Source organism: Citrobacter sp. Cf087 (assembly GCF_030334285.1).
Lineage (GTDB): Bacteria > Pseudomonadota > Gammaproteobacteria > Enterobacterales > Enterobacteriaceae > Citrobacter > Citrobacter freundii.
Genome location: NZ_JAOWED010000028.1, coordinates 395,534 through 420,621 on the forward strand (window position 1 = coordinate 395,534; position 25,088 = coordinate 420,621).

25 protein-coding genes, 1 tRNA gene and 2 pseudogenes are annotated in these 25,088 nt (G+C 51.6%); 21 read left to right on the forward strand and 7 right to left on the reverse strand.

Translation table 11 applies throughout. The features are described from left to right. The first annotated feature begins 196 nt into the window (after positions 1–196). The 4 genes from gcvT to OGV57_RS10400 all read left to right on the forward strand — a co-directional run bounded on the left by gcvT (position 197) and on the right by OGV57_RS10400 (position 5,516). Positions 197–1,291: a glycine cleavage system aminomethyltransferase GcvT gene (gene gcvT / locus OGV57_RS10385; RefSeq protein ID WP_003026967.1), complete on the forward strand. Its 1,095-nt coding sequence runs from the start codon at positions 197–199 to the stop codon at positions 1,289–1,291. Between the two features lie 25 nt (positions 1,292–1,316). Next, complete coding sequence (gcvH, locus tag OGV57_RS10390; protein WP_003838257.1) at positions 1,317–1,706, forward strand: glycine cleavage system protein GcvH; 390 nt, start codon at positions 1,317–1,319, stop codon at positions 1,704–1,706. A 131-nt stretch (positions 1,707–1,837) separates the two neighbouring features. Next, a complete protein-coding gene (gene gcvP / locus OGV57_RS10395) occupies positions 1,838–4,711 on the forward strand; it encodes an aminomethyl-transferring glycine dehydrogenase (protein ID WP_054528767.1) in 2,874 nt (957 codons plus the stop codon). 61 nt (positions 4,712–4,772) lie between these two features. Continuing rightward, entirely contained in the window at positions 4,773–5,516 is a 744-nt protein-coding gene (locus OGV57_RS10400; RefSeq protein WP_032937431.1) for an SDR family oxidoreductase, read from the forward strand. A 94-nt stretch (positions 5,517–5,610) separates the two neighbouring features. On the opposite strand, the gene bglA is transcribed toward OGV57_RS10400, so the two are convergent. Next, the gene (gene bglA, locus OGV57_RS10405; RefSeq protein WP_054528766.1) at positions 5,611–7,044 is read right to left on the reverse strand and encodes a 6-phospho-beta-glucosidase BglA; all 1,434 of its coding nucleotides are present in this window, start codon (positions 7,042–7,044) and stop codon (positions 5,611–5,613) included. Between the two features lie 120 nt (positions 7,045–7,164). Continuing rightward, the gene (locus tag OGV57_RS10410; protein ID WP_003838265.1) at positions 7,165–7,893 is read right to left on the reverse strand and encodes a MurR/RpiR family transcriptional regulator; all 729 of its coding nucleotides are present in this window, start codon (positions 7,891–7,893) and stop codon (positions 7,165–7,167) included. A gap of 52 nt (positions 7,894–7,945) precedes the next feature. Here OGV57_RS10410 and yqfB point away from each other — a divergent pair, with 52 nt between their 5' ends. Together yqfB and trhA are read left to right on the forward strand one after the other, a co-directional pair. Continuing rightward, the gene (yqfB, locus tag OGV57_RS10415) at positions 7,946–8,257 is read left to right on the forward strand and encodes a N(4)-acetylcytidine aminohydrolase (RefSeq protein ID WP_003026949.1); all 312 of its coding nucleotides are present in this window, start codon (positions 7,946–7,948) and stop codon (positions 8,255–8,257) included. Positions 8,258–8,419: 162 nt separating this feature from the next. Next, positions 8,420–9,079: a PAQR family membrane homeostasis protein TrhA gene (trhA, locus tag OGV57_RS10420; RefSeq protein ID WP_003838267.1), complete on the forward strand. Its 660-nt coding sequence runs from the start codon at positions 8,420–8,422 to the stop codon at positions 9,077–9,079. 93 nt (positions 9,080–9,172) lie between these two features. Here the strand turns inward: trhA and ygfZ are convergent, their stop codons facing one another. Beyond that, the gene (gene ygfZ / locus OGV57_RS10425; protein ID WP_003026944.1) at positions 9,173–10,153 is read right to left on the reverse strand and encodes a tRNA-modifying protein YgfZ; all 981 of its coding nucleotides are present in this window, start codon (positions 10,151–10,153) and stop codon (positions 9,173–9,175) included. 256 nt (positions 10,154–10,409) lie between these two features. Here ygfZ and sdhE point away from each other — a divergent pair, with 256 nt between their 5' ends. Beyond that, positions 10,410–10,676 carry an FAD assembly factor SdhE gene (gene sdhE, locus OGV57_RS10430; protein WP_003026938.1) on the forward strand — a complete coding sequence of 89 codons (267 nt, stop codon included), beginning with the start codon at positions 10,410–10,412 and terminating at the stop codon, positions 10,674–10,676. After that, the gene (locus OGV57_RS10435; RefSeq protein ID WP_003026936.1) at positions 10,657–11,064 is read left to right on the forward strand and encodes a protein YgfX; all 408 of its coding nucleotides are present in this window, start codon (positions 10,657–10,659) and stop codon (positions 11,062–11,064) included. The genes sdhE and OGV57_RS10435 overlap by 20 nt, the downstream gene beginning before the upstream one ends. A 44-nt stretch (positions 11,065–11,108) precedes the next feature. Here the strand turns inward: OGV57_RS10435 and fldB are convergent, their stop codons facing one another. Continuing rightward, positions 11,109–11,630, reverse strand: coding sequence for a flavodoxin FldB (gene fldB, locus OGV57_RS10440; RefSeq protein ID WP_003026933.1), 522 nt, complete (start codon positions 11,628–11,630; stop codon positions 11,109–11,111). A 113-nt stretch (positions 11,631–11,743) separates the two neighbouring features. Between fldB and xerD the strand changes: the two genes are divergently transcribed. The 5 genes from xerD (at position 11,744) to lysS (ending at position 17,833) form a co-directional block, all read left to right on the forward strand. Then, complete coding sequence (gene xerD / locus OGV57_RS10445) at positions 11,744–12,640, forward strand: site-specific tyrosine recombinase XerD (protein ID WP_003026928.1); 897 nt, start codon at positions 11,744–11,746, stop codon at positions 12,638–12,640. Positions 12,641–12,663: 23 nt separating this feature from the next. Further along, entirely contained in the window at positions 12,664–13,377 is a 714-nt protein-coding gene (dsbC, locus tag OGV57_RS10450) for a bifunctional protein-disulfide isomerase/oxidoreductase DsbC (protein ID WP_003825520.1), read from the forward strand. A gap of 5 nt (positions 13,378–13,382) precedes the next feature. Next, the gene (gene recJ, locus OGV57_RS10455) at positions 13,383–15,116 is read left to right on the forward strand and encodes a single-stranded-DNA-specific exonuclease RecJ (protein WP_054528765.1); all 1,734 of its coding nucleotides are present in this window, start codon (positions 13,383–13,385) and stop codon (positions 15,114–15,116) included. Between the two features lie 91 nt (positions 15,117–15,207). Further along, positions 15,208–16,306 (forward strand): peptide chain release factor 2 gene (gene prfB / locus OGV57_RS10460; protein ID WP_096878465.1). Its coding sequence is split into 2 segments (ribosomal slippage): positions 15,208–15,282 and positions 15,284–16,306, totalling 1,098 coding nucleotides; the frame shifts between segments, so codons are not numbered across the junction. 9 nt (positions 16,307–16,315) lie between these two features. Beyond that, the gene (gene lysS / locus OGV57_RS10465) at positions 16,316–17,833 is read left to right on the forward strand and encodes a lysine--tRNA ligase (protein WP_003026911.1); all 1,518 of its coding nucleotides are present in this window, start codon (positions 16,316–16,318) and stop codon (positions 17,831–17,833) included. Positions 17,834–17,910: 77 nt separating this feature from the next. Here lysS and idi read toward each other — a convergent pair whose 3' ends face one another. Continuing rightward, the gene (idi, locus tag OGV57_RS10470) at positions 17,911–18,465 is read right to left on the reverse strand and encodes an isopentenyl-diphosphate Delta-isomerase (RefSeq protein ID WP_032948043.1); all 555 of its coding nucleotides are present in this window, start codon (positions 18,463–18,465) and stop codon (positions 17,911–17,913) included. A gap of 166 nt (positions 18,466–18,631) precedes the next feature. Between idi and actS the strand changes: the two genes are divergently transcribed. The 4 genes from actS (at position 18,632) to OGV57_RS10490 (ending at position 21,321) form a co-directional block, all read left to right on the forward strand. Beyond that, entirely contained in the window at positions 18,632–19,390 is a 759-nt protein-coding gene (actS, locus tag OGV57_RS10475) for an amidase activator ActS (RefSeq protein ID WP_054528925.1), read from the forward strand. Positions 19,391–19,469: 79 nt separating this feature from the next. Beyond that, positions 19,470–19,543, forward strand: a tRNA-Gly gene (locus tag OGV57_RS10480). A gap of 548 nt (positions 19,544–20,091) precedes the next feature. After that, positions 20,092–20,352: a hypothetical protein gene (locus OGV57_RS10485; RefSeq protein WP_023300783.1), complete on the forward strand. Its 261-nt coding sequence runs from the start codon at positions 20,092–20,094 to the stop codon at positions 20,350–20,352. Between the two features lie 48 nt (positions 20,353–20,400). Beyond that, entirely contained in the window at positions 20,401–21,321 is a 921-nt protein-coding gene (locus OGV57_RS10490) for a hypothetical protein (protein WP_054528764.1), read from the forward strand. 97 nt (positions 21,322–21,418) lie between these two features. Here the strand turns inward: OGV57_RS10490 and OGV57_RS10495 are convergent, their stop codons facing one another. Next, positions 21,419–21,625 (reverse strand): hypothetical protein, encoded by a 207-nt coding sequence (locus tag OGV57_RS10495; protein WP_054528763.1) that lies wholly within the window; start codon positions 21,623–21,625, stop codon positions 21,419–21,421. Continuing rightward, positions 21,619–21,951, reverse strand: a pseudogene (locus OGV57_RS10500) (tyrosine-type recombinase/integrase); the annotation flags it as partial. The gene OGV57_RS10495 and the pseudogene OGV57_RS10500, both read right to left, overlap by 7 nt. A gap of 4 nt (positions 21,952–21,955) precedes the next feature. Here OGV57_RS10500 and OGV57_RS10505 point away from each other — a divergent pair. The 4 genes and pseudogenes from OGV57_RS10505 to arsA form a co-directional block, all read left to right on the forward strand. Then, positions 21,956–22,327: pseudogene (locus OGV57_RS10505) on the forward strand (ATP-binding protein); the annotation flags it as partial. A gap of 218 nt (positions 22,328–22,545) precedes the next feature. Beyond that, the gene (arsR, locus tag OGV57_RS10510) at positions 22,546–22,899 is read left to right on the forward strand and encodes an As(III)-sensing metalloregulatory transcriptional repressor ArsR (RefSeq protein WP_003841023.1); all 354 of its coding nucleotides are present in this window, start codon (positions 22,546–22,548) and stop codon (positions 22,897–22,899) included. A gap of 47 nt (positions 22,900–22,946) precedes the next feature. Continuing rightward, entirely contained in the window at positions 22,947–23,309 is a 363-nt protein-coding gene (arsD, locus tag OGV57_RS10515) for an arsenite efflux transporter metallochaperone ArsD (RefSeq protein WP_003841020.1), read from the forward strand. Positions 23,310–23,326: 17 nt separating this feature from the next. After that, positions 23,327–25,078, forward strand: coding sequence for an arsenite efflux transporter ATPase subunit ArsA (gene arsA, locus OGV57_RS10520; protein ID WP_054528762.1), 1,752 nt, complete (start codon positions 23,327–23,329; stop codon positions 25,076–25,078). Positions 25,079–25,088: the final 10 nt, after the last annotated feature.

The window sequence follows — 25,088 nt, forward strand, 5'->3', positions numbered from 1 at the left end:
GTCGATCTGGCTGTTTTTCGCCATAAGCTAATGTGATGGTTAATTTTGACTTATGGTTTAGCGTCTGTTTCGGTGGTAAGTTCAGGACAAAGAGAACGTTTGCGTCGTAGCCCCTGGAGCGGCTGCGGTGCTGGGTTTCGTGGCGATAATTTCACCGCGAAAGAGTTGATAGCCCCGCTTATTCAACGAGGAAAAGATGGCTCAACAGACTCCTTTGTACGAACAACACACGCTATGTGGCGCGCGCATGGTCGATTTCCATGGCTGGATGATGCCACTGCATTACGGTTCTCAGCTCGATGAACACCATGCTGTTCGCACCGATGCCGGAATGTTTGATGTGTCGCATATGACCATCGTCGACCTGCGCGGTAGCCGCACCCGGGAGTTCTTGCGTTATCTGCTGGCAAACGACGTCGCGAAGCTAACGAAGACGGGTAAAGCCCTCTACTCCGGTATGCTTAACGCTTCGGGCGGCGTGATAGATGACCTGATTGTCTACTACTTCACTGAAGACTTCTTCCGCCTCGTTGTTAACTCCGCCACCCGCGAAAAAGACCTCTCCTGGATTACCCAACACGCTGAACCTTACGCCATCGACATCACCGTTCGTGACGACCTGTCGCTGATTGCGGTACAGGGTCCAAACGCACAGGAAAAAGCAGCTACGTTGTTTACTGACGAGCAGCGTCAGGCGGTAGCAGGCATGAAGCCGTTCTTCGGCGTTCAGGCGGGCGACTTGTTTATCGCAACCACCGGTTATACCGGCGAAGCAGGCTATGAAATTGCCATGCCGAATGAAAAAGCGGCAGATTTCTGGCGTGCGCTGGTACAGGCTGGTGTCAAACCCTGCGGTCTCGGCGCACGTGACACGCTGCGTCTGGAAGCCGGTATGAACCTGTACGGTCAGGAGATGGACGAAGGCATTTCTCCGCTGGCGGCCAACATGGGCTGGACCATCGCATGGGAACCGGCTGACCGCGACTTTATCGGTCGTGAAGCGTTGGAAATGCAGCGTGAAAAAGGCCACGAACAACTGGTCGGGCTGGTGATGACCGAGAAAGGCGTGCTGCGTAATGAACTGCCGGTGCGCTTCACCGATGCTTCCGGCAACCAGCAGGAAGGCATTATCACCAGCGGGACATTCTCCCCAACTCTTGGTTACAGCATCGCGTTGGCGCGTGTCCCTGCGGGTATCGGCGAAACTGCGATCGTGCAGATCCGTAACCGCGAAATGCCGGTAAAAGTGACTAAACCTGTTTTTGTGCGTAACGGCAAAGCCGTCGCGTAATTCATCCTTTTTTGGAGATTGATTGATGAGCAACGTACCTGCAGAACTGAAATACAGCAAAGAACACGAATGGCTGCGCAAAGAAGCTGACGGCTCTTACACCGTTGGTATCACCGAACACGCTCAGGAGCTGTTAGGTGACATGGTTTTCGTTGACCTGCCAGAAGTTGGCGCAACCGTCAGCGCGGGCGATGATTGTGCCGTTGCGGAGTCCGTAAAAGCGGCATCCGATATCTATGCGCCAGTAGGTGGTGAGATTGTGGCGGTTAACGACGCGCTCAGCGACTCCCCGGAACTGGTCAACAGCGAGCCGTATGCGGGCGGCTGGATTTTCAAAATCAAAGCCAGCGATGAAAGCGAAATTGAATCGCTGCTGGATGCGGCCGCATATGAAGCATTGTTAGAAGACGAGTAAATACGCTTTTGCCGGATGGCGCTGCGCTTATCCGGCCTACAAAGCATGCGTAGACCCGGTAAGCGCTAGCGCTGCCGGGCTCGTAGACAGAGACAATCACGATTCACTGCACGTTTCAGGAACCATCGCCCATGACACAGACGTTAAGCCAGCTTGAAAACAGCGGCGCTTTCATTGAACGCCACATCGGACCGGACGCCGCGCAGCAGCAAGAGATGCTGAATGCGGTTGGCGCCGAGTCGTTAAACGCGCTGATCGGCCAGATTGTGCCGAAAGACATTCAGCTCGCAACCCCGCCGCAGGTGGGCGAGGCGGCGACCGAATACGCTGCGCTGGCTGAATTAAAAGCCATCGCTGGGCGTAACAAGCGCTTCACGTCCTACATTGGCATGGGCTACACCGCCGTGCAGTTGCCACCGGTTATCCTGCGCAACATGCTGGAAAACCCGGGCTGGTACACTGCGTATACGCCGTATCAGCCAGAAGTTTCTCAGGGGCGCCTGGAAGCGCTGCTCAACTTCCAGCAGGTGACGCTGGATCTGACCGGTCTGGACATGGCCTCCGCCTCTCTGCTGGATGAAGCCACCGCGGCGGCTGAAGCGATGGCGATGGCAAAACGCGTCAGCAAACTGAAAAACGCCAACCGCTTCTTTGTGGCCGCTGATGTTCATCCGCAAACGCTGGATGTTGTGCGTACTCGTGCACAAACCTTTGGTTTTGACGTGATTGTTGATGACGCGGCGAAAGCACTGGATCACCAGGATGTGTTTGGCGTGCTGTTGCAGCAGGTTGGCACCACCGGTGAAGTGCATGACTACAGCAAACTGATTACCGAGCTGAAATCCCGTAAAGTTGTGGTCAGTGTCGCTGCCGACTTTATGGCGCTGGTACTGCTGACTGCTCCGGGCAAACAGGGCGCGGATATCGTTTTCGGTTCTGCACAACGCTTCGGCGTACCGATGGGTTACGGTGGCCCACACGCGGCATTCTTCGCCGCGAAAGACGAATTCAAACGCTCCATGCCAGGCCGTATTATCGGCGTCTCCAAAGATGCGGCGGGCAATACCGCACTGCGCATGGCGATGCAGACTCGTGAGCAGCATATCCGCCGCGAGAAAGCGAACTCCAACATTTGTACCTCGCAGGTCCTGCTGGCCAACATCGCCAGCCTGTATGCCGTTTATCATGGTCCGGTTGGCCTGAAACGCATTGCTAATCGCATCCACCGCCTGACTGATATCCTGGCAGCCGGTCTGCAACAGAAAGGATTGAAGCTGCGTCATGCGCATTACTTCGACACTCTGTGCGTTGAAGTAGCCGATAAGGCCGCAGTGCTGGCGCGTGCCGAAGCGGCAGAAATCAACCTGCGTAGCGATATCCATAACGCGGTAGGTATTACGCTCGATGAAACCACCACCCGTGAAAACGTGGTGCAGTTGTTCAATGTTCTGCTGGGCGACAGTCACGCTCTGAACATCGATACGCTGGATAAAGACGTGGCGCTCGACAGCCGTTCTATTCAGGAAAGCATGCTGCGTGACGATGCGATCCTCAGCCACCCGGTGTTCAACCGCTATCACAGCGAAACCGAGATGATGCGCTACATGCACTCACTGGAGCGTAAAGATCTGGCGCTGAATCAGGCAATGATCCCGCTGGGTTCCTGCACCATGAAGCTCAACGCCGCTGCCGAGATGATCCCTATCACCTGGCCTGAATTCGCTGAGCTGCATCCTTTCTGCCCGCCAGAGCAGGCTGAAGGTTATCACCAGATGATCGGCCAGCTTTCCGAGTGGTTGGTTAAACTGACCGGTTATGATGCCGTCTGCATGCAGCCGAACTCCGGTGCGCAGGGCGAGTATGCGGGTCTGCTGGCGATTCGTCATTATCACGAAAGCCGTAACGAAGGTCATCGCGATATCTGTCTGATCCCGGCTTCTGCCCACGGTACCAACCCGGCGTCTGCACAGATGGCGGGTATGCAGGTAGTGGTGGTCGCCTGTGATAAGAACGGCAACATCGACCTGGACGATCTGCGAGCAAAAGCAGAACAACATGCCGACAACCTTTCTTGCATCATGGTGACCTACCCATCCACCCACGGCGTTTATGAAGAAACGATCCGTGAAGTGTGCGACGTTGTGCACCAGTTCGGCGGCCAGGTTTACCTGGATGGCGCGAACATGAACGCTCAGGTTGGGATCACCACGCCGGGCTTTATTGGCGCAGATGTCTCGCACCTCAACCTGCATAAAACATTCTGCATTCCGCACGGCGGCGGCGGCCCAGGTATGGGACCGATCGGCGTGAAATCACATCTGGCGCCGTTTGTACCGGGCCACAGCGTAGTGCAGATTGAAGGGATGCTGACCCGTCAGGGCGCAGTTTCTGCGGCGCCGTTCGGTAGCGCATCCATTTTGCCAATCAGTTGGATGTACATCCGTATGATGGGCGCAGAAGGTCTGAAGCAGGCCAGCCAGGTGGCGATTCTTAACGCTAACTACATTGCCAGCCGTCTGAAAGATGCTTATCCGGTACTGTATACCGGTCGCGATGGTCGCGTGGCGCATGAATGTATTCTCGACATTCGCCCACTGAAAGAAGAGACCGGCATCAGCGAACTGGATATTGCCAAGCGCCTAATCGATTACGGTTTCCATGCGCCGACTATGTCATTCCCGGTCGCGGGTACCCTGATGGTTGAACCGACTGAATCTGAAAGCAAAGTGGAACTGGATCGCTTTATCAATGCGATGCTGGCAATCCGCGCTGAGATCGATCGCGTGAAAGCCGGTGAATGGTCACTGGAAGATAACCCGCTGGTTAACTCACCGCACACGCAAAACGAGCTGGTCATGGAGTGGAATCACGGTTATAGCCGCGAAATCGCCGTCTTCCCGGCGGGTGTGGCGAACAAATACTGGCCAACCGTGAAACGCCTTGATGACGTTTACGGTGACCGTAACCTGTTCTGCTCCTGTGTACCGATGAGCGAATATCAGTAATTTGCTGATTCAACTATCTTTTAAAGGCGCTTCGGCGCCTTTATTTTTTAGGAGAAACGTTATGGCTATAGCATTGGTGACGGGCGGCAGTCGTGGCATTGGTCGAGCAACCGCGCTGCAACTGGCGCAAGAGGGTTACACGGTCGCCGTGAATTTTCATCACAATATTCGTGCGGCAACCGAGGTGGTGAACAACATCGTCGCTGCAGGCGGTAAAGCATTTGCTTTGCGTGCGGATATCAGTGATGAAAGCCAGGTGGTGGCAATGTTTGAGTCTATTGACCGTGAAGGCGAGCAACTGACTGCCCTGGTGAATAATGCCGGGATCTTGTTTGAGCAAAGCACGGTCGAAAACTTAACCGCCGAACGAATTAATCGCGTACTGGCAACCAACGTTACCGGCTATTTTCTGTGCTGTCGGGAAGCGGTAAAGCGCATGTCGTTCAAGCACGGCGGTCAGGGTGGATCGATTGTAAATGTCTCTTCGGCGGCATCGCGGCTTGGTGCGCCATTCGAATATGTTGATTACGCGGCCTCGAAAGGCGCTGTGGACACGCTCACCACCGGCCTGGCGCTGGAGGTTGCGGCGCAAGGGATCCGCGTAAACTGCGTGCGACCAGGTCTTATCTACACTGAAATGCACGCATCAGGCGGCGAGCCGGGAAGAGTCGATCGCGTGAAATCACTGTTGCCTATGCAGCGTGGCGGGCAGCCGGAAGAAGTCGCGCAGGCAATTACCTGGCTGTTGAGCGAGAAGGCATCTTACGTAACGGGCAGTTTTCTGGAACTGGCAGGCGGGAAGTAGGGATTTAATTGCCGGATAGCGCTGCGTTTATCCAGCCTACGGGAGTATAACCTGTAGGCTGGATAAGGCGTTTACGCCGCCATCCGGCAAAAAATTACAGATTCTCGCCGTTGCTGGCAATCACCTCTTTGTACCAGTCAAAACTCTTCTTCCGTGAACGTGACATATCGCCGGTGCCGTCGTCATGTTTGTTCACGTAGATAAAGCCGTAACGTTTGCTGTACTGACCGGTGGTAAACGATACGCAGTCGATGCAGCCCCATGGCGTGTAGCCCATCAGGTCTACGCCATCATAGGTCACCGCTTTCATCATTTCTTCGATGTGGGCGCGCAGATAGTCGATGCGATAGTCGTCGTTGATGCTGCCGTCTTCTTCTACTTTGTCATAAGCGCCAAACCCGTTTTCAACGATAAACAGCGGCTTCTGGTAGCGTTCATACAGCTCACATAAGGCATAGCGTAGACCGACGGGGTCAATCTGCCAGCCCCAGTCGGAGGCTTTTACGTGCGGGTTCGGTACGCTGCCCTCAAAACCAGAAATGGCATCGCCGCTGCCGCCTTCCGCTTTTACCGCGTTGGTCATGTAGTAACTGAATCCGAGATAGTCACAGGTGCCTTCACGCAGGATTTGCTCATCGCCGGCTTCTATTTGGATGTTGAATTCGCGGCGTTCCCACTCGTTCAGTACATATGATGGATAGTAGCCGCGCAGCTGAACGTCAGTGAAAACGTAGCGCTCACGCATCGATTCCTGCGCGAACATCACATCCTCAGGCTTACAGGAGAACGGGTACAGTGGCACCATCGCCAGCATGCAGCCGACTTTCATTTCCGGGTTGATGCGACGTGCCGCCTTTACCGCCAGCGCGCTGGCCACGAACTGGTGGTGCAGCACCTGGTACATAGTCTCTTCCGGGTTTTTATGCTCGGTATACACCACGCCGGAGCAGCAATAACCAAACAGCGGTGCGCGCCAGTTACGCTGGTTGTTGATCTCATTGAAGGTCATCCAGTATTTGACCTTGTGCTTATAGCGCTCAAAAACGACTTCAGCAAAACGGACAAAGAAATCGACGACTTTACGATTGGTCCAGCTACCGTACTGTTGAACCAGGTGCAGCGGCATTTCAAAGTGGGAAAGGGTGATGACTGGTTCAATGTTGTACTTCAGCAGTTCATCGAACATGTCGTCGTAGAACTTTAGCCCTTCTTCATTCGGTTGGGTTTCGTCCCCTTTGGGGAAGATACGGGTCCAGGCGATTGAGGTACGGAAGCATTTGAATCCCATCTCGGCAAACAGCTTGATGTCTTCTTTGTAATGACTGTAAAAACCGACAGCTTCGTGGTTGGGGTAGTACTTACCGGACTCAACTTCCTGAGTGATTTCTCGCGGAACGCCGTGTGCCCCTCCGGTCAGTACGTCGCAAATGCTGGGGCCTTTGCCACCTTTGTTCCAGCCGCCTTCAACCTGGTGCGCCGCAACCGCGCCGCCCCATAAAAAATCTTTTGGTAAGGTAAGTTTTTTCATCTGCGCTCAGTCTCAAATTAATACAATCTGATTTTGAGTCTAACAAAGGAAAGATAAATGTCACGATATAACAAAATAGCGTAAATGTGATTTGTTACATCAAAAAAACAGATTGTTTTTTTACGCTATTCTTTTCGCCAGCTTGCGACCGAGTGATTCCAGAATATAAATAACGGGGATCTGCGTGGTTATATCGTATACCCCGGCAATACGTGTTTGTGGAACATGCCAGGAGAGGTTAAAGTCGGCGAGTTTCGCCAGGCGAGAGTGTTCATGGCTGGTGACCGACAGAACCTTACAGTTGTGCAGACTGAACTGGCTGGCAAAGCGCAGGATCTCTTCTGTTTCACCAGATACGGAAAGCACGATCGCCAGCGCGTTTCTGGCCATGTCGTTAGTTACCGGGAAATAAGGATCGTCAATGTGATTACTGAATTTACCGACGTTTGAGAAAAAACGTGCGCCATATTTTGCCAGCGCTCCAGACGTTCCTGCTCCGACGAATATAATACGTTCGGACGATAATATAATATCAACAGCCTGATCGAGCAGTTTATCGAACTCGTCGTTATTGACGCCTTTAAAGAAACTGATAATTTCGCTGGCACCGAAATTAGCCTGTTGCGGTTCATTCTGCTCTAAATATAATTTGAAGCGCACGCGAAATTCTGAGTAACCCTCACATTTAAGCTTGCGGCAAAAGCGCAGTACGGTGGTAGTGGAAACACCCACGGCATCGGCCAGTTCGCGAATGGTCATGTACATGACTTTGTCACGGTTTTTGATGACATAGTTGTAGACCAACATCTCAAGATTGTTGAGACTGGCGATGGCAGCGTGGGAGAACATACTCACAATGGCAAAACTCACTCATCAGACTTCATCTACAGGGAATAATAACATGCAGCCAAATGACATCACTTTTTTTCAGCGTTTCCAGGATGACATTCTGGCCGGACGCAAGACCATCACCATTCGTGACGAGTCCGAATCACACTTCAAAGCCGGGGACATTTTACGGGTTGGGCGCTTCGAAGATGACGGTTACTTCTGCACGATTGAGGTTGTTGGCACCTCAACCGTCACGCTGGATACGCTAACGGATAAACATGCCCAGCAGGAAAACATGACGCTTGAAGAACTCAAACATGTGATTGCCGAGATTTATCCGAATCAGACGCAATTTTATGTGATTGATTTTAAATGCCTTTGATTTAAAGAAACATCTGTTAGTTGAAAAATCACTTATAACACAATGATTTTAAAGGATTAATATTAATGTGATATTTATTTTAGCTAACAGGTGTTCACTGGAACCATTCTCAGTTACGCTAGAGGCGCAATAACGAAAGTGTTCGTTTCTGGGGAGTAACTTATGGTTCAGAAGCCATTAATCGCGCAGGGATATTCGTTGGCAGAGGAAATAGCCAATAGCATCAGTCACGGTATCGGGCTGGTGTTTGGGATTGTCGGACTGGTGTTATTACTGGTCCAGGCAGTAGATACCAACGCCAGCGCTATGGCCATTACCAGCTATAGCCTGTACGGCGGCAGCATGATCCTGCTGTTCCTCGCCTCAACCTTGTATCACGCGATCCCCCATCAGAGAGCGAAAATCTGGCTGAAAAAATTTGACCACTGTGCGATTTATCTGCTGATTGCCGGGACCTACACGCCATTCCTGCTGGTGGGGCTTGATTCGCCGCTGGCACGTGGACTGATGATTGTTATCTGGAGCCTGGCGCTGATCGGTATTTTATTCAAACTGACCATTGCGCACCGATTTAAGGTTCTGTCGCTGGTAACCTACCTGACAATGGGCTGGCTATCGCTGATTGTGGTGTATCAACTGGCGGTTAAGTTGGCAGCGGGAGGCGTGACGTTGCTGGCTGTTGGCGGTGTGGTGTATTCCCTGGGCGTTATTTTCTACGTCTGTAAGCGCATTCCTTACAACCATGCGATCTGGCACGGCTTTGTGCTGGGCGGCAGCGTTTGCCACTTCCTGGCGATCTATCTGTACGTTGGTCAGGCGTAATCATTGACGCCGGATGGAGGCTAGCGCCTTATCCGGCCTACAAAAGAAAAGCCAGCATGCCTGATAGACGCATCGCAATCAGGCATTATTCATTTACTCTTCCAGCGAATACGGCAGCGGTACGATTTGCAGCGTTTTTGCGTCGTCACGAACGCGGAACACGCTGTCGGCCTCCATGTCGTTATTCATCACAACCTGCACCAGTACCTGACCATCGGCCAGTTTTACTGCGGCAAGTACGGTACCGGTACGACGCCAGTTCTCGCCCATTTTTAATTCAAGGTCTTCGCCAGCTTCCGGTACTCGACCGGCGGCACCCGCCAAAGTCCACATGGCGCGTTTATTGGCTCCGCGGAATTTTGCACGAGCAACCATTTCCTGACCGGTGTAGCAGCCTTTTTTAAAGCTGATCCCGCCCAGAGCCTGCAGATTGGTAGCCTGTGGAATAAACTGTGCGCTGTTGGCTGTATCAATAACGGGGATACCCGCTTCGATATCCAGCGCCAGCCACTGCTGGCTGTTATTTAACTCTGCTTCGCCACGCAGCTTTTCAACCAAGGTTTCTGCTGTGGTGGCATCAACGATCAGCAGAAAACGTTCAGCAGGGTGTTCGAACCACAATACCGTGGAGGCACCTTCGGTAATGACCTGCTTATCACTGTTCGGTAATTCGCTAAAGAGATTGGCCAGCGCTGCACGTGCCTGGAATCCCGCTACGCCCAGCAGGACACGCTCGTCATCCGGGGCAATCGCCACCTTCGAGAAGACCGCGTATTTTTTCAGCTCGGTGAGCTGCGCATCACGCAGGCTACGGCGCTCAAGCCATGCAAAACCGTCACCCTGTCGGAACAGACGCAGGTTGCTCCACATTTTACCTTTGGCGTCACAATGTGCAGCTAACAGGTGCTGATGCTCGGTCATCTGGCTGACATCCGCCGTGACCTGACCCTGAATATACTTCTCACTGTCGACACCGGTGATGGTGGCGAGCGCCCAGTCATCGAGCGTCATTAGCGTCAGAGGCAAACGCGTTGACGCGAAAGGCTGGCGAGGAGGAAAAGATGTAAAAGCCATAATAATGTCCTGATTTGCTTAACGCAGTGATAATGACTAATGGTAAAAGAGCTATGGCCCATTGCAAGCGGTTTAAACAGGCTATTTGTGCCATATATTGCGCTTTGCGAGGAAACATCAAAAAATGGTGAATCCTTTGGCTTAATAAGGTTTTATTTAGCGAGCGAGCTTCAGTTTACTGATATTCCCGTAAAAGAGCGGGAAAAACACGTTACAATAGCGGGATACTTCGTTTTCGCGAGACAGGGAGAAGAACATGGATATTAACAACAAAGCACGTATTCATTGGGCATGCCGCCGCGGTATGCGCGAGCTGGACATCTCGATCATGCCGTTTTTCGAACATGAATATGACAGCTTAAGTGACGAAGAAAAACGTATCTTTATCCGTCTGCTAGAATGTGATGATCCAGATTTATTTAACTGGTTGATGAATCATGGGAAACCAGCTGATGCTGAGCTGGAGCAGATGGTGCGACTTATCCAGACACGGAATCGGGAACGTGGTCCAGTGGCAATCTGATTTACGCGTATCATGGCGCGCGCAGTGGCTTTCACTGCTAATTCATGGGCTGGTCGCGGTGTTTATTTTATTGATGCCCTGGCCATTGAGCTACACCCCATTATGGCTGGTTTTGCTCTCTCTGGTGGTATTCGATAGCGTTCGCAGTCAGCGTCGAATCAACGCTTGTCAGGGTGAGATTCGGCTGTTGATGGATGGTCGTCTGCGCTGGCAAGGGCAAGAGTGGTCTATCGTTAGCGCCCCCTGGATGGTTAAAACAGGCATGATGCTGCGTTTGCGCTCTGATGCCGGAAAACGTCAACATTTGTGGCTGGCGGCAGACAGTATGGATGATGCAGAGTGGCGGGATTTACGGCGGTTGATGCTGCAAAAGGCGAAGCAGAAGTAGTACTGACGGTAAGGTTGCGAGCTTAGCCGTCAGTCGGCAGAAATTCAGGACCAGTGCTCGGCCATTTCGCCAAGAATTTGCTCGCACCAGGCCTGAATGCGTTCATCGCTGAGATCGTACTGGTTCGTTTCATCCAGCGCCAAACCAACAAACAGCTGTCCATCGGCAATGACGGGTTTATCGCTGGTGAATTCGTAGCCTTCGGTGGGCCAGTAGCCGACAAACTTTACACCTTTGGTGATCAGTTTATCGTGCAACATACCCAGCGCATCCAGGAACCATTCACCGTATCCCAACTGATCGCCCATACCGTAAAGCGCGACAATCTTTCCTTCCAGGTTGAGGTCGTCCAGTTGCTCCCAGACAGCTTCCCAGTCCTCCTGAATTTCACCGAAATCCCAGGTTGGGATGCCCAAAATGAGCACGTCATACTGCTCCATTAGGGTCGGGGAATCGTCTTTGAGGTTGTGCAGTGTCACCAGTTCGGGACCCAGGATATCGCGGATTTTTTCTGCTGCCATTTCGGTGTAGCAGGTGCTGGAACCGTAAAAAAGACCCATGTTCATGACGTAAACATCTCAATTCTGCTGTAGCGTTGCGGGTAGTGTAACAGAATCGCCGCAATCCCGGCACAATGAGGCATAATGCATCAAAAATGAGAGTGGAATAAGGGGCGCGAGTGGAACAGGATCTGGCGCGCATCGAGCAGTTTCTTGATGCCCTGTGGCTGGAACGAAATCTGGCGGAAAACACATTAAGTGCGTATCGTCGCGATCTGACCATGCTTGTGGAATGGTTACATCACCGCGGCGCTTCGCTTGCGACCGCGCAAAGTGATGATCTGCAAGCCTTGCTGGCTGAGCGGATGGATGGAGGGTATAAAGCCACCAGTTCTGCACGTTTGCTCAGTGCGACGCGACGTTTTTTTCAGCATCTGTACCGCGAAAAATATCGCGAAGATGACCCCAGCGCCTCGCTTGCATCACCTAAACTTCCGCAGCGTCTGCCCAAAGATCTCAGCGAAGCGCAGGTAGAACGACTGCTGCAGGCGCCGCTTATCGATCAACCGCTGGAGCTACGCGACAAAGCCATGCTGGAAGTGTTGTATGCAACGGGCCTGCGCGTGTCTGAACTGGTAGGACTGACGATGAGTGACGTCAGCCTGCGTCAGGGCGTGGTACGGGTGATCGGTAAAGGTAACAAAGAGCGCCTTGTCCCGTTGGGTGAGGAGGCAGTGTACTGGCTGGAAACATACCTGGAGCATGGGCGTCCATGGTTGCTCAACGGCGTATCGATTGATGTGCTGTTTCCTAGTCAGCGGGCGCAACAGATGACCCGTCAGACCTTCTGGCATCGTATCAAACACTATGCTGTGTTGGCGGGAATCGACAGCGAAAAGCTGTCACCGCACGTCCTGCGGCACGCATTTGCCACGCATCTGCTCAACCATGGCGCAGATCTGCGCGTGGTGCAGATGCTACTGGGGCATAGCGATCTCTCGACAACGCAAATTTATACTCATGTCGCAACGGAGCGCTTGCGGCAACTACATCAACAGCATCACCCGCGAGCGTGAGTGCTGACAGGATAGGATAGGCTATGAAAAAACGTTTTATGATGTTCACCCTGCTGGCGACGGCGTTTTCCGGCATGGTACATGCAGACGACGCGGCAATTCGCCAGTCATTAGCAAAGCTGGGTGTGCAGAGCACCGAGATTCAACCTGCTCCGGTTGCGGGCATGAAAACCGTACTAACCAATAGCGGTGTGCTGTACGTAACTGAAGACGGTAAACATATTATTCAGGGACCGATGTATGACGTGAGCGGCGCAAGTCCGGTGAACGTCACCAACCAACTGCTGATGAAGCATCTGAACGCGCTGGAAAAAGAGATGATCATCTACAAAGCGCCGCAGGAAAAACACGTCATTACCGTTTTCACCGACATCACTTGTGGTTACTGCCACAAGCTGCATGAAGAGATGAAAGATTACAATGCGTTGGGGATCACCGTACGTTATCTGGCCTTCCCACGTCAGGGGCTGGACAGCCAGGCTGAACAGGACATGAAGTCTATCTGGTGTGCTAAGGACAAAAACAAAGCCTTTGACGACGCGATGACTGGCAAGGGTGTAAAAGCGGCGACCTGTGATGTGGATATCGCTAACCACTATGCGCTGGGCGTACAGTTTGGCGTCAGCGGTACACCGGCGATTGTGCTGAGCAATGGCTATGTCGTACCTGGTTATCAGGGCCCGAAAGAGATGAAAGAATTCCTCGACGCACATGCAAAACAAACCAGCGGTAAATAATTCGCGTGAAACAACAGATACAACTTCGTCGGCGTGAGGCCGACGAGACCGCCGAGCTACCTGCAGACTTGCCGCCACTGCTGCGCCGTTTATACGCCAGCCGGGGTGTACGTAGCGCGCAGGAGCTTGAGCGTAGCGTGAAAGGCATGCTGCCGTGGCAGCATTTGAACGGCGTCGAAAAAGCGGTTGAGATCCTCTACAACGCCTTTCGCGAAGGAACCCGAATCATCGTTGTCGGCGATTTTGACGCTGATGGTGCGACCAGCACGGCGCTAAGCATCCTGGCGATGCGCGCGTTGGGCTGCAGTAACGTTGACTACCTGGTGCCAAATCGTTTTGAAGACGGTTATGGTTTAAGCCCGGAAGTCGTTGATCAGGCCCATGCCCGGGGCGCTCAGCTGATTGTCACCGTAGACAACGGCATCTCGTCTCACGCGGGTGTCGAACATGCCAGAACGTTGGGGATCCCGGTCGTTGTGACCGATCACCACCTGCCAGGGGATACGCTGCCGGGCGCAGAGGCAATCATTAATCCTAACCTGCCCGACTGTGAGTTCCCGTCGAAATCGCTGGCAGGCGTTGGTGTAGCCTTCTATCTGATGCTGGCGCTGCGTACTTTCCTGCGTGACAAAGGCTGGTTTGATGAAAGCGGCATTGCACCGCCGAACCTGGCGGATTTGCTCGATCTGGTTGCACTTGGCACGGTGGCGGACGTGGTCCCGCTGGATGCCAATAACCGTATTCTGACGTGGCAAGGCTTAAGCCGCATTCGTGCCGGAAAGTGTCGCCCTGGTATTAAAGCGCTGCTGGAGATTTCCAATCGCGACCCCCTAAAGCTGGCAGCCAGTGATTTGGGTTTTGCCCTCGGGCCACGGCTGAATGCGGCGGGCCGTCTGGACGATATGTCCGTTGGTGTGGCGCTGTTGCTGTGCGACAACATTGGCGAAGCGCGTGTGCTGGCCAATGAGCTGGATGCGCTCAACCAGACGCGCAAAGAGATCGAGCAGGGTATGCAGGCCGAAGCACTGACCTTGTGTGAAAAGCTGGAACGCAGTAGCGATACACTACCGGGCGGCCTGGCAATGTATCATCCCGAGTGGCATCAGGGCGTTGTGGGGATTCTGGCATCGCGTATTAAAGAGCGATTCCATCGTCCAGTGATAGCGTTTGCCCCGGCAGGTGACGGTACTCTCAAAGGGTCCGGGCGTTCGATTCAGGGGCTACACATGCGCGATGCGCTGGAGCGCCTGGACACCCTTTATCCGGGCATGATCCTCAAGTTTGGCGGTCACGCCATGGCGGCGGGTTTATCGCTTGAAGAGGCGCAGTTTGAGCGTTTCCAGCAGCGTTTTGGCGAACTGGTAACCGAGTGGCTGGATCCTGCCTTACTGCAAGGTGAAGTGGTGTCGGATGGCCCACTGAGCGCGGCGGAGATGACCATGGAGATCGCACAAATGCTGCGCGATGCCGGACCGTGGGGGCAAATGTTCCCGGAACCGCTGTTTGACGGGCATTTCCGTTTGCTCCAGCAGCGTCTGGTCGGTGAGCGTCATCTGAAGGTGATGGTCGAGCCCGTGGGCGGTGGTCCGCTGCTGGACGGTATTGCGTTTAATGTCGATACCACCTGCTGGCCGGACAACGGCGTGCGCGAAGTTCAGCTTGCCTACAAACTGGATATTAACGAGTTTCGCGGCAACCGCAGCTTGCAGATTATAATCGACAATATCTGGCCACTTTAGCGTCACTAATCGCTATAAAAAAGGGCGTGGATTAGTTACAATCCCGCTCTTATCACCGCATTTTGACTAGTCCAATAAAAGAAATCAGACAATGTTTGAAATTAATCCGGTAAATAACCGCATTCAGGACCTCACGGAGCGCTCTGACGTTCTTAGGGGGTATCTTTGACTATGATGCCAAGAAAGAGCGTCTGGAAGAAGTAAACGCCGAGCTGGAACAGCCGGACGTGTGGAACGAACCCGAACGCGCTCAGGCGCTGGGCAAAGAGCGTTCCTCCCTTGAGGCCATCGTTGATACGCTCGATCAGATGAGCCAGGGCCTGGAAGATGTCTCCGGCCTGCTGGAACTGGCTGTAGAAGCCGACGACGAAGAAACCTTTAACGAAGCCGTAGCAGAACTCGATACGCTGGAAGATAAGCTGGCCCAGCTGGAATTCCGTCGTATGTTCTCCGGTGAATATGACAGCGCGGATTGCTATCTCGATATTCAGGCAGGTTCTGGCGGTACGGAAGCGCAGGACTGGGCAAGCATGCTGATGCGCATGTATCTGCGTTGGGCTGAAGCGCGCGGCTTTAAGACTGAAATCATTGAAGAGTCTGAAGGTGAAGTCGCGGGTATTAAATCCGTGACCATCAGAATTGCTGGTGAATATGCTTACGGTTGGCTGCGTACTGAAACCGGCGTACACCGCCTGGTACGTAAGAGTCCGTTCGACTCCGGCGGACGTCGCCATACGTCGTTCAGTTCGGCGTTTGTTTATCCGGAAGTTGACGATGATATTGATATCGATATCAACCCGGCGGACCTGCGTATTGACGTTTACCGTGCCTCCGGTGCAGGCGGTCAGCACGTTAACCGTACGGAATCTGCGGTGCGTATTACCCACATCCCGACCGGGATTGTGACGCAGTGTCAGAACGACCGTTCCCAGCACAAGAACAAAGACCAGGCCATGAAGCAGATGAAAGCGAAGCTTTATGAACTGGAAATGCAGAAGAAGAATGCCGAGAAACAGGCGATGGAAGACACCAAGTCAGATATCGGCTGGGGTAGCCAGATTCGTTCTTATGTCCTTGATGACTCCCGCATCAAAGATCTGCGTACCGGGGTTGAAACCCGTAACACGCAGGCGGTGCTGGATGGCAGCCTGGATCAATTTATCGAAGCAAGTTTGAAAGCAGGGTTATGAGGAACCAACATGTCTGAACAACACGTACAGGGCGCTGACGCGGTAGCCGACCTTAACAATGAACTGAAAACGCGCCGTGAGAAGCTGGCGAGCCTGCGTGAGCAGGGGATCCCGTTCCCGAACGATTTCCGTCGCGATCATACCTCAGACCAACTGCATGCTGACTTCGACGCGAAAGAAAACGAAGAGCTGGAAGCGCTGAACATTGAGGTATCCGTTGCTGGCCGTATGATGACCCGTCGTATTATGGGTAAAGCATCATTCGTTACGCTGCAGGACGTTGGCGGCCGTATTCAGCTGTACGTTGCTCGCGATGACCTGCCGGAAGGCGTCTACAACGAGCAGTTCAAAAAATGGGATCTGGGCGATATCCTCGGCGCGAAAGGTAAGTTGTTCAAGACCAAGACCGGTGAGCTGTCTATCCACTGCACCGAACTGCGTCTGCTGACCAAAGCGCTGCGCCCGCTGCCGGACAAATTCCACGGTCTGCAGGATCAGGAAGCGCGCTATCGTCAACGTTACCTGGATCTCATCTCTAACGATGAATCCCGCAATACCTTTAAAGTGCGTTCACAGATTATGGCTGGCATTCGTCAGTTCATGGTTGCTCGCGGCTTTATGGAAGTCGAAACCCCTATGATGCAGGTGATCCCAGGCGGTGCGGCAGCGCGTCCGTTTATCACTCATCATAACGCGCTGGATCTGGACATGTACCTGCGTATCGCGCCGGAACTTTACCTCAAGCGTCTGGTAGTTGGCGGCTTCGAACGCGTATTCGAAATTAACCGTAACTTCCGTAACGAAGGCATCTCTGTTCGCCATAACCCAGAGTTCACCATGATGGAACTCTACATGGCTTATGCGGACTACAAAGATCTCATCGAACTGACTGAATCTCTGTTCCGTACGTTGGCGCAGAACGTTCTGGGAACGACTGAAGTGCCTTACGGTGAAGAAGTCTTCGACTTCGGTAAGCCGTTTGAAAAACTGACCATGCGCGAAGCGATTCAGAAATACCGTCCGGAAACCAACATGGCCGATCTGGATAACTTCGACTCTGCAAAAGCGATTGCTGAATCTATCGGCATCAAAGTTGAGAAGAGCTGGGGTCTGGGTCGTATCGTGACCGAGATCTTTGAAGAAGTTGCAGAAGCGCACCTGATTCAACCAACCTTCATTACCGAGTACCCGGCAGAAGTTTCTCCGCTGGCGCGTCGTAATGACGAAAACCCGGAAATCACCGATCGCTTCGAATTCTTCATCGGCGGACGTGAGATCGGTAACGGCTTCAGCGAGCTGAACGATGCCGAAGATCAGGCGCAGCGTTTCCAGGATCAGGTTAACGCCAAAGATGCGGGTGATGACGAAGCGATGTTCTACGACGAAGACTACGTTACCGCTCTGGAACACGGTCTGCCGCCGACTGCGGGTCTGGGCATTGGTATCGACCGTATGGTTATGCTGTTCACCAACAGCCACACCATCCGTGACGTGATCCTGTTCCCGGCGATGCGCCCGGTTAAGTAAGATGTGAAATGCCGGATGGCGGCTGACGCCTTATCCGGCCTACGATTCGTAATGTAGGCCGGATAAACGTAGCGCCATCAGGCAATAATTTGTTGGCAGTAATTCTGCAACAGCGCACGCGCTTCTTTGTTTGCAACCTGCATTACCATCCACGGGCTGAAAGCCCACGGCGTCGCGTCAATCCCGCTTAAGACATCCTCAAGATTGCTCCACTGGCAATCCATCACTTCATCTGGGTTTAGCTGTAGCTCACTGACGATATGTGCGGCATAAACCGGACATACTTCGTTTTCAACTATTCCACTCGGGTCCGTGGCGCGATAACGAAAATCAGCGTATACGGGGGTGAGCAAGTTGATATCTGCACCCAGTTCGAAGCGAGCCCGGCGGACAATAGCAGCTTCGTTGGTTTCACCTAACTGCGGGTGACCGCAGACAGAGTTGGTCCAGACACCTGGCCAGGCTTTTTTGTGCAGCGAGCGGCGGGTGACCAGCAGTTGGCCCTGCTCGTTAAATATCCAGCACGAGAAAGCGGAGTGCAGGGGGGTTGTGGCGGTATGCGCCGCATACTTCTCCAGCGTTCCGCAGGGTTGGTCCTGCTCATTCAATAAAATGACATGTTCCTGTCGCATAGCGTCCACCATCAATCTTAAGCACTCACATTATATGCTTAATTAAGTCAGAGTGATTAACAGAGGGTGTGAAATGCCAGAGCCGCCGGTTCGTTGCGCGATATGATTTGGCATCCGGTTTCTGGCTGCTATGATAAAGCGTCTGAAAATGTTGCGAGGTATTGTTTTGAGTGCAGGACGCCTGAAGAAAAATGGCCTGGGTATCGTGATGCTGCTGTGTGTCGGTCTGCTGTTAGTGGGCTGTTCCGGGAGCAAGTCGTCTGATACAGGAAGTTATTCCGGCTCCGTGTATACCGTGAAGCGGGGAGATACGCTATACCGTATTTCGCGCGCCACCGGTACCAGCGTGAAAGAGATCGCTCGCCTGAATAATATTTCACCGCCCTATACCATTGAAGTGGGGCAAAAGCTGAAGGTCAGCGGCGGCGCGAAAACCAGTTCTGGATCTGGCAAAACAACCAAGAAATCCTCAACCAAAACGGCGGCGGTCAGACCATCTTCTTCTGTGCCGCAGTCGTCCTGGCCACCAGTAGGGCAACGTTGCTGGCAGTGGCCTGCCAGCGGTAAGGTGATCCTGCCTTATTCTACGGCGGACGGCGGCAATAAGGGCATTGATATCTCGGCTGCGCGCGGTACGCCGATTTATGCGGCCGGAGCAGGGAAGGTGGTTTATGTCGGTAATCAGCTGCGGGGCTACGGTAATCTCATCATGATTAAGCACAGTGAGGACTACATCACTGCGTATGCGCATAATGACACCATGCTGGTGAACAACGGTCAAAACGTGAAGGCCGGGCAGAAGATAGCGACGATGGGCAGCTCGGATGCGACGACGGTGCGCCTGCATTTCCAAATCCGCTACCGGGCAACGGCTATCGATCCGCTGCGTTATTTACCGCCGCAGGGGAGTAAGCCAAAATGCTGACGGTGAATTAATCGCCAGTCAGTCTGTTAGTCCCTTGCCAAGAAGAGCGTAAGGTTTATAATCCCTTACGCACTTCAATGCGGGCGTAGTTCAATGGTAGAACGAGAGCTTCCCAAGCTCTATACGAGGGTTCGATTCCCTTCGCCCGCTCCAGATCTCTCCCCTTGTGGCAAAACTTCAATAAGACTCGTTTTGCTTTCAACTTACTTAACATAAGTTGTCGTGTTCGTTCTACCATTGAACGACGATTTACCAACACAAGGTACACTGTTAGTTGTCACGGATAGTTACTATGGAAGTAAGAGTATAACTATTCGGCGGCGGCAGTTGTAGCCCTCACACCGCGATAGCACAACGTGAAGGAAAAGCCTGATCCGGGCATTGTCTCTTACACCAGACTGATCACACGCATTCAAGCCCGATGTGTGGCCCTATGAGCCACGTAAACAGGTTTATGGTGATAACCGTACCTACAAACGACATGTAGGCTCTATCAGCGTTTCAGCCACGCTCCCGCAAGGGTACACGGTTATCCTGATAAGGTGTGATCCCTCTGACAGTCTGATGAAGTTGCTACGCTCCGCTTGTTGCTGTATCACCAACGGGGCTTTATGGCTTCTATTATCCAGAATCTTTGAGTTGCACATTTTCAGTGTGCTGGATAACCTGAGATTAATCCTAACCATCAGAGAAAAGATACTATGCAAATCACTGTCACATCCCAAAACGTAGACACACATAAGAAAAAGATAGAGCGTGACGGCCTCAAAGGGATTACCTACTTCATACAAATGGCAAACAGTGTGCGCGTTACTGCATCCCAGGATCATCAAGCAATAGTGCAAGGCGTTTTAGGGAAACCTGATAGCGATAACCACCATCAATTATCATCTTATTGGACATGGAATGATGTGGACGCCGTAAAGCTGGTTGATGTGCTGTACGCAGTCGCTAACGCATAAGGCACGAATAATTAAAATTAGTGCGAGCGGCTTAAAATGGGGAAGAGTATGTTAGAAGAAATCTATAATTTATTTTACTTTGCGTCATCATCTGATGAAAAAATAACACATGTGGGTATAGCTGTCCATAAAGTGAGTGGGAGTGATAGTGAAAAAATAAAGTACCTAAAAAACCACCTACTTTCTGATTTACCAAGGTGTGAGTATTTTGGAGTAGATCCAAGATCACTTGGTGATTCTGATTTTCTTACCAATAGTAGGTTTTTGGCGTTGGCAAGAGTGGGTGATCCAATACGTGTTTTTGAACAGGCTTTAATTGCTAAGAATGCGTCTGCTAACCCTCTAGTAATTTATACTGCTGTAGTAGATGGTCAGATTAAGGTAGATGCCTCGGTTTCTACAGACAAAGAAGTTAGACGAAGTGATTTTGAGGCCAATAGCATACCTGGGATTAAAGATTTGCCTGACTATATTGACAAGTATTTGGTTGGAAATAAATTTTTGATTAAAGATCTATTGGTTGATGATCATGTCAAACCAATACATTTATTATTTAACAATAAGCATTATTTATCTAGCATTAAACTGTTAATGTCATTTATTGATACTATAGCTTATCTTGAGTATGGTGATGTAAATAAAGCGTTTCCCATGTGGTTAGATACATACTGTGAATTATCTCACTTAGGCATAAGTTCAAATGAACTTTATGAATTAAGACACTCTCTTTTACACATGACTAGCTTGAACTCACGTAAGGTTGTACAGGGTAAAGAAAGACGAATAAGTTATAGCGTTGCCCCAGTCGGAACCCCTACGCGCACTCATTCAGGTATTGTATTTTTTAATTACGTTGATTTCATTCCCCTTTTTGAAAAAGGGTTAGATAAATGGTTAGCAACCTATAATAATGAAAAAATTTCTATTTTTGTTGAACGTTATGACCAAATTGTAAGAGAAGACCATTAAATAGCCGTGTTTGTTGGGGCTGTGATTAATGAATCCTTTTCTGCTATTCAGATACTAATTGGCAGAAAGAGACAGGCTGTTACTCTTTCTTAAACAGTTAATCCTCCTCGAATGTCCTAGTGTATTTGCACTGTTCGGACGGTCTGATCGTCACTGTCTCCGTATAATTGGCGTTGCTGTATACGCAAATCTTCGCGTTGTCTGTCTCCTCTTCATCCGTCAAAGTTAATGTGCTCCCTGCGTGGGCGAGGGTTGGTAATAGCGCCAGCGTCAGCACAATCAAGCGTTTCATGTTGATCACCATTCTAAAGAAAACTCCTCTATTAAATCGTCCTGCACGTCCTGACCATACCCGATGTAATACATCGTTGACCGTGGATCTGTTTGTCCCAGGAAATGGGCGATTGTCTCTATAGCCACCCCAGCATCGAACATCACGCGCCCACGGCTTTTACGTGGTGTATGGCATCCCACGTTAGAGAATCCCGCTCTCCTTCCCATCTTCCCAAATTCAGCAAACACGGTGTTACGGGTGACAGCGTGGCCTTTGCTGCGTAGAGTGGCTGCACTGAAAATGAAATCTGTAGCTATAGGCATCTTCGCTTGTTCTGCTTTGCGTTGTGCCACTACACATGAAATCTGGAAAGACTATCGGCTTGAACTCTTTGAAGAAATAATTAAGGAGGGACGCAAGTATGGCGTATACCTCACACTATCTAGTCAGCGGCCTGCGGACATTTCACCTACTATTGTTTCCCAGATTCACAATTTCTTCATACACCGATTGGTTAACGACCGCGACCTTATGCTGCTAGATAATACTATTAGCACGTTAGATTCCAGTTCTAAGGCTCTCATACCGACTCTAGCCAAGGGCTGCTGCGTAGTCACTGGTACCGCTTTTGATCTTCCAATGATATTGAAAATTGACCCGCTCTTGAAACAGCATCGACCCAGCAGCGACGATGTGAACCTTGAAGAACTTTGGGCGCTACCTCTAGCTTAATACAGCAACTTTGCAATTGCTGTGTATTTAACTCTAACAGAATGTGCCCTGTGAATGTCTTCAGGGCTTCTTTAATATAGAGGGTTACTCTAGACTATCTCGTTTTCCATACAAGACCTAGAGAGAACTTTTGCTTCTTTCATATATGAAAATTCAAATATAATTTTTGACATTGCAGTGTTATAGAGAGAAACTGCGAGATAATAGCAGGAGGGCTTATGCCACAATTATCAGCATTACAACTCTTCAAAAACCTCTCCGATGAAACCCGTCTAGGGATCGTACTGCTGCTCAGAGAGATGGGAGAGCTGTGCGTGTGCGACCTTTGCACTGCGCTAGAACAGTCACAGCCCAAAATCTCCCGCCATCTTGCAATGCTTCGGGAAAGTGGCCTATTGCTGGATCGCAAGCAGGGGAAATGGGTTCACTACCGCTTATCCCCGCATATTCCTTCCTGGGCCGCTCAGGTGATTGAGCAGGCCTGGCTAAGCCAACAGGACGACGTACAGGCCATCGCCCGTAAACTGGCATCGGCAAACTGCTCTGGTAGCGGTAAGGCTGTTTGCATCTAAAAAATTTTCCTGAACATATATGATTTTTCAAATGTGAGGTATTCAGAATGAAAACGTTAACGGTGTTTGACCCGGCAATGTGCTGCAGTACCGGTATATGTGGCTCAGATGTCGATCAGGTTCTGGTTGATTTCTCTGCCGATGTGCAGTGGCTTAAAGGGCGTGGGGTCCAGATCGAACGTTTTAACCTGGCGCAGCAGCCCATGAGCTTTGTTCACAATGAGAAAGCGAAAGCATTCCTCGAAGCATCTGGAGCAGAAGGGCTTCCGCTACTGCTGTTGGATGGTGAAACGGTGATGGCAGGGCGATATCCAAAACGCGCTGAGCTGGCTCGCTGGTTCGGTATTCCGCTGGAGAAGGTAGGGTTAGCTCCCACCAGCTGTTGTGGTGGTAATACTTCCTGTTGCTGAATATGTCAGGAGGACATATGAAATTCTTACAGAATATCCCACCTTATCTGTTTTTTACCGGTAAGGGAGGCGTAGGAAAAACGTCTATTTCCTGCGCGACGGCTATCCGTCTGGCTGAACAGGGTAAGCGGGTTTTGCTGGTCAGTACCGATCCTGCCTCTAATGTCGGCCAGGTATTCGATCAGGCTATCGGTAACACCATTCGCCCTGTGACAGCAGTTCCTGGGCTTTCTGCTCTGGAGATTGACCCGCAGGAAGCCGCCCAGCAATACCGCGCCAGAATCGTTGATCCTATCAAAGATCTTCTGCCTGATGACGTTGTTAACAGTATCAGCGAGCAGCTTTCAGGAGCCTGTACCACTGAGATTGCGGCGTTTGATGAGTTCACCGGCTTATTGACAGACGCTTCCCTGCTGACCCGCTTCGATCACATCATTTTTGATACAGCGCCGACGGGCCACACGATTCGCCTTCTCCAGCTTCCCGGTGCCTGGAGTAGCTTCATTGAGAGTAACCCGGACGGAGCTTCCTGTCTTGGCCCAATGGCCGGGCTGGAAAAGCAGCGTGAGCAGTATGCTCATGCGGTAGAGGCGTTATCCGATCCTGAACGTACCCGCCTGGTTCTGGTTGCACGACTGCAGAAATCGACGCTGCAGGAAGTCGCCCGCACCCATGAAGAACTCGCCGTAATTGGCCTGAAAAACCAGTACCTGGTTATTAATGGTGTGCTGCCTAAAGCCGAAGCTGAACATGACGCCCTGGCCGCTGCGATATGGCAACGTGAGCAGGAGGCACTGGCAAATCTTCCTTCCGGTTTATCTGGGCTACCGACAGATACCCTATTACTACAGCCAGTCAATATGGTTGGTGTTTCAGCATTGAAGGGACTGCTGGATACCGGTTCTGAGGCATTACCGCTCCCGGTAACGAACGTCCAGTACACGCCTGAAAATTTATCGCTCTCTGGTCTGGTCGATGATATCGCTCGCAGTGAACACGGCCTGATTATGCTGATGGGTAAAGGCGGTGTAGGGAAAACCACGATGGCTGCGGCTATCGCCGTCAGGCTGGCAGACATGGGGTTTGACGTGCATCTCACGACCTCTGATCCTGCTGCGCACCTGAGTACAACGCTGAACGGTAGCCTCAAAAATCTTCAGGTCAGTAGAATCAATCCACATGATGAAACCGAACGCTATCGCCAGCATGTCCTTGAGACGAAGGGAAGAGATCTGGACGAAGCAGGGAAACGGCTACTTGAAGAAGATTTACGCTCTCCCTGTACTGAAGAAATTGCCGTGTTTCAGGCCTTTTCCCGCGTGATTCGTGAAGCGAGTAAGCGGTTTGTTGTTATGGATACCGCCCCTACGGGACACACGCTTTTGTTGCTGGATGCGACCGGGGCTTACCACCGAGAGATTGCCAAAAAAATGGGGAATAAAGGTCATTTTACTACCCCAATGATGCAGCTTCAGGATCCGGATAGAACCAAAGTTCTGCTGGTTACGCTCCCTGAAACCACACCGGTACTGGAAGCGGCAAACCTGCAGGCTGACCTTGAAAGAGCGGGGATTCATCCGTGGGGCTGGATTATCAATAACAGCCTTTCCATTGCGGATACGCGTTCTCCGTTGCTTTGCCAGCGCGCCCGGCAGGAACGGCCTCAGATTGAGGCTGTTAAGAATCAGCACGCTGAGCGTATAGCGCTTGTTCCGGTGCTGGCGTCAGAGCCCGCCGGTATTGAAAAGCTCAGAGAGTTGATGAGTTAATTTTTGGCAT

Coding starts and splice junctions, on each gene's coding strand:
- OGV57_RS10485 (WP_023300783.1), top strand. CDS start 20,092: ATGCAAATCACTGTCACATCCCAAAACGTAGACACACATAAGAAAAAG.
- ygfZ (WP_003026944.1), bottom strand. CDS start 10,153: ATGGCTTTTACATCTTTTCCTCCTCGCCAGCCTTTCGCGTCAACGCGT.
- OGV57_RS10495 (WP_054528763.1), bottom strand. CDS start 21,625: ATGGTGATCAACATGAAACGCTTGATTGTGCTGACGCTGGCGCTATTA.
- arsR (WP_003841023.1), top strand. CDS start 22,546: ATGCCACAATTATCAGCATTACAACTCTTCAAAAACCTCTCCGATGAA.
- fldB (WP_003026933.1), bottom strand. CDS start 11,630: ATGAACATGGGTCTTTTTTACGGTTCCAGCACCTGCTACACCGAAATG.
- OGV57_RS10400 (WP_032937431.1), top strand. CDS start 4,773: ATGGCTATAGCATTGGTGACGGGCGGCAGTCGTGGCATTGGTCGAGCA.
- arsA (WP_054528762.1), top strand. CDS start 23,327: ATGAAATTCTTACAGAATATCCCACCTTATCTGTTTTTTACCGGTAAG.
- OGV57_RS10410 (WP_003838265.1), bottom strand. CDS start 7,893: ATGTTCTCCCACGCTGCCATCGCCAGTCTCAACAATCTTGAGATGTTG.
- OGV57_RS10490 (WP_054528764.1), top strand. CDS start 20,401: ATGTTAGAAGAAATCTATAATTTATTTTACTTTGCGTCATCATCTGAT.
- idi (WP_032948043.1), bottom strand. CDS start 18,465: ATGCGACAGGAACATGTCATTTTATTGAATGAGCAGGACCAACCCTGC.
- sdhE (WP_003026938.1), top strand. CDS start 10,410: ATGGATATTAACAACAAAGCACGTATTCATTGGGCATGCCGCCGCGGT.
- dsbC (WP_003825520.1), top strand. CDS start 12,664: ATGAAAAAACGTTTTATGATGTTCACCCTGCTGGCGACGGCGTTTTCC.
- gcvH (WP_003838257.1), top strand. CDS start 1,317: ATGAGCAACGTACCTGCAGAACTGAAATACAGCAAAGAACACGAATGG.
- gcvP (WP_054528767.1), top strand. CDS start 1,838: ATGACACAGACGTTAAGCCAGCTTGAAAACAGCGGCGCTTTCATTGAA.
- bglA (WP_054528766.1), bottom strand. CDS start 7,044: ATGAAAAAACTTACCTTACCAAAAGATTTTTTATGGGGCGGCGCGGTT.
- lysS (WP_003026911.1), top strand. CDS start 16,316: ATGTCTGAACAACACGTACAGGGCGCTGACGCGGTAGCCGACCTTAAC.
- yqfB (WP_003026949.1), top strand. CDS start 7,946: ATGCAGCCAAATGACATCACTTTTTTTCAGCGTTTCCAGGATGACATT.
- trhA (WP_003838267.1), top strand. CDS start 8,420: ATGGTTCAGAAGCCATTAATCGCGCAGGGATATTCGTTGGCAGAGGAA.
- arsD (WP_003841020.1), top strand. CDS start 22,947: ATGAAAACGTTAACGGTGTTTGACCCGGCAATGTGCTGCAGTACCGGT.
- gcvT (WP_003026967.1), top strand. CDS start 197: ATGGCTCAACAGACTCCTTTGTACGAACAACACACGCTATGTGGCGCG.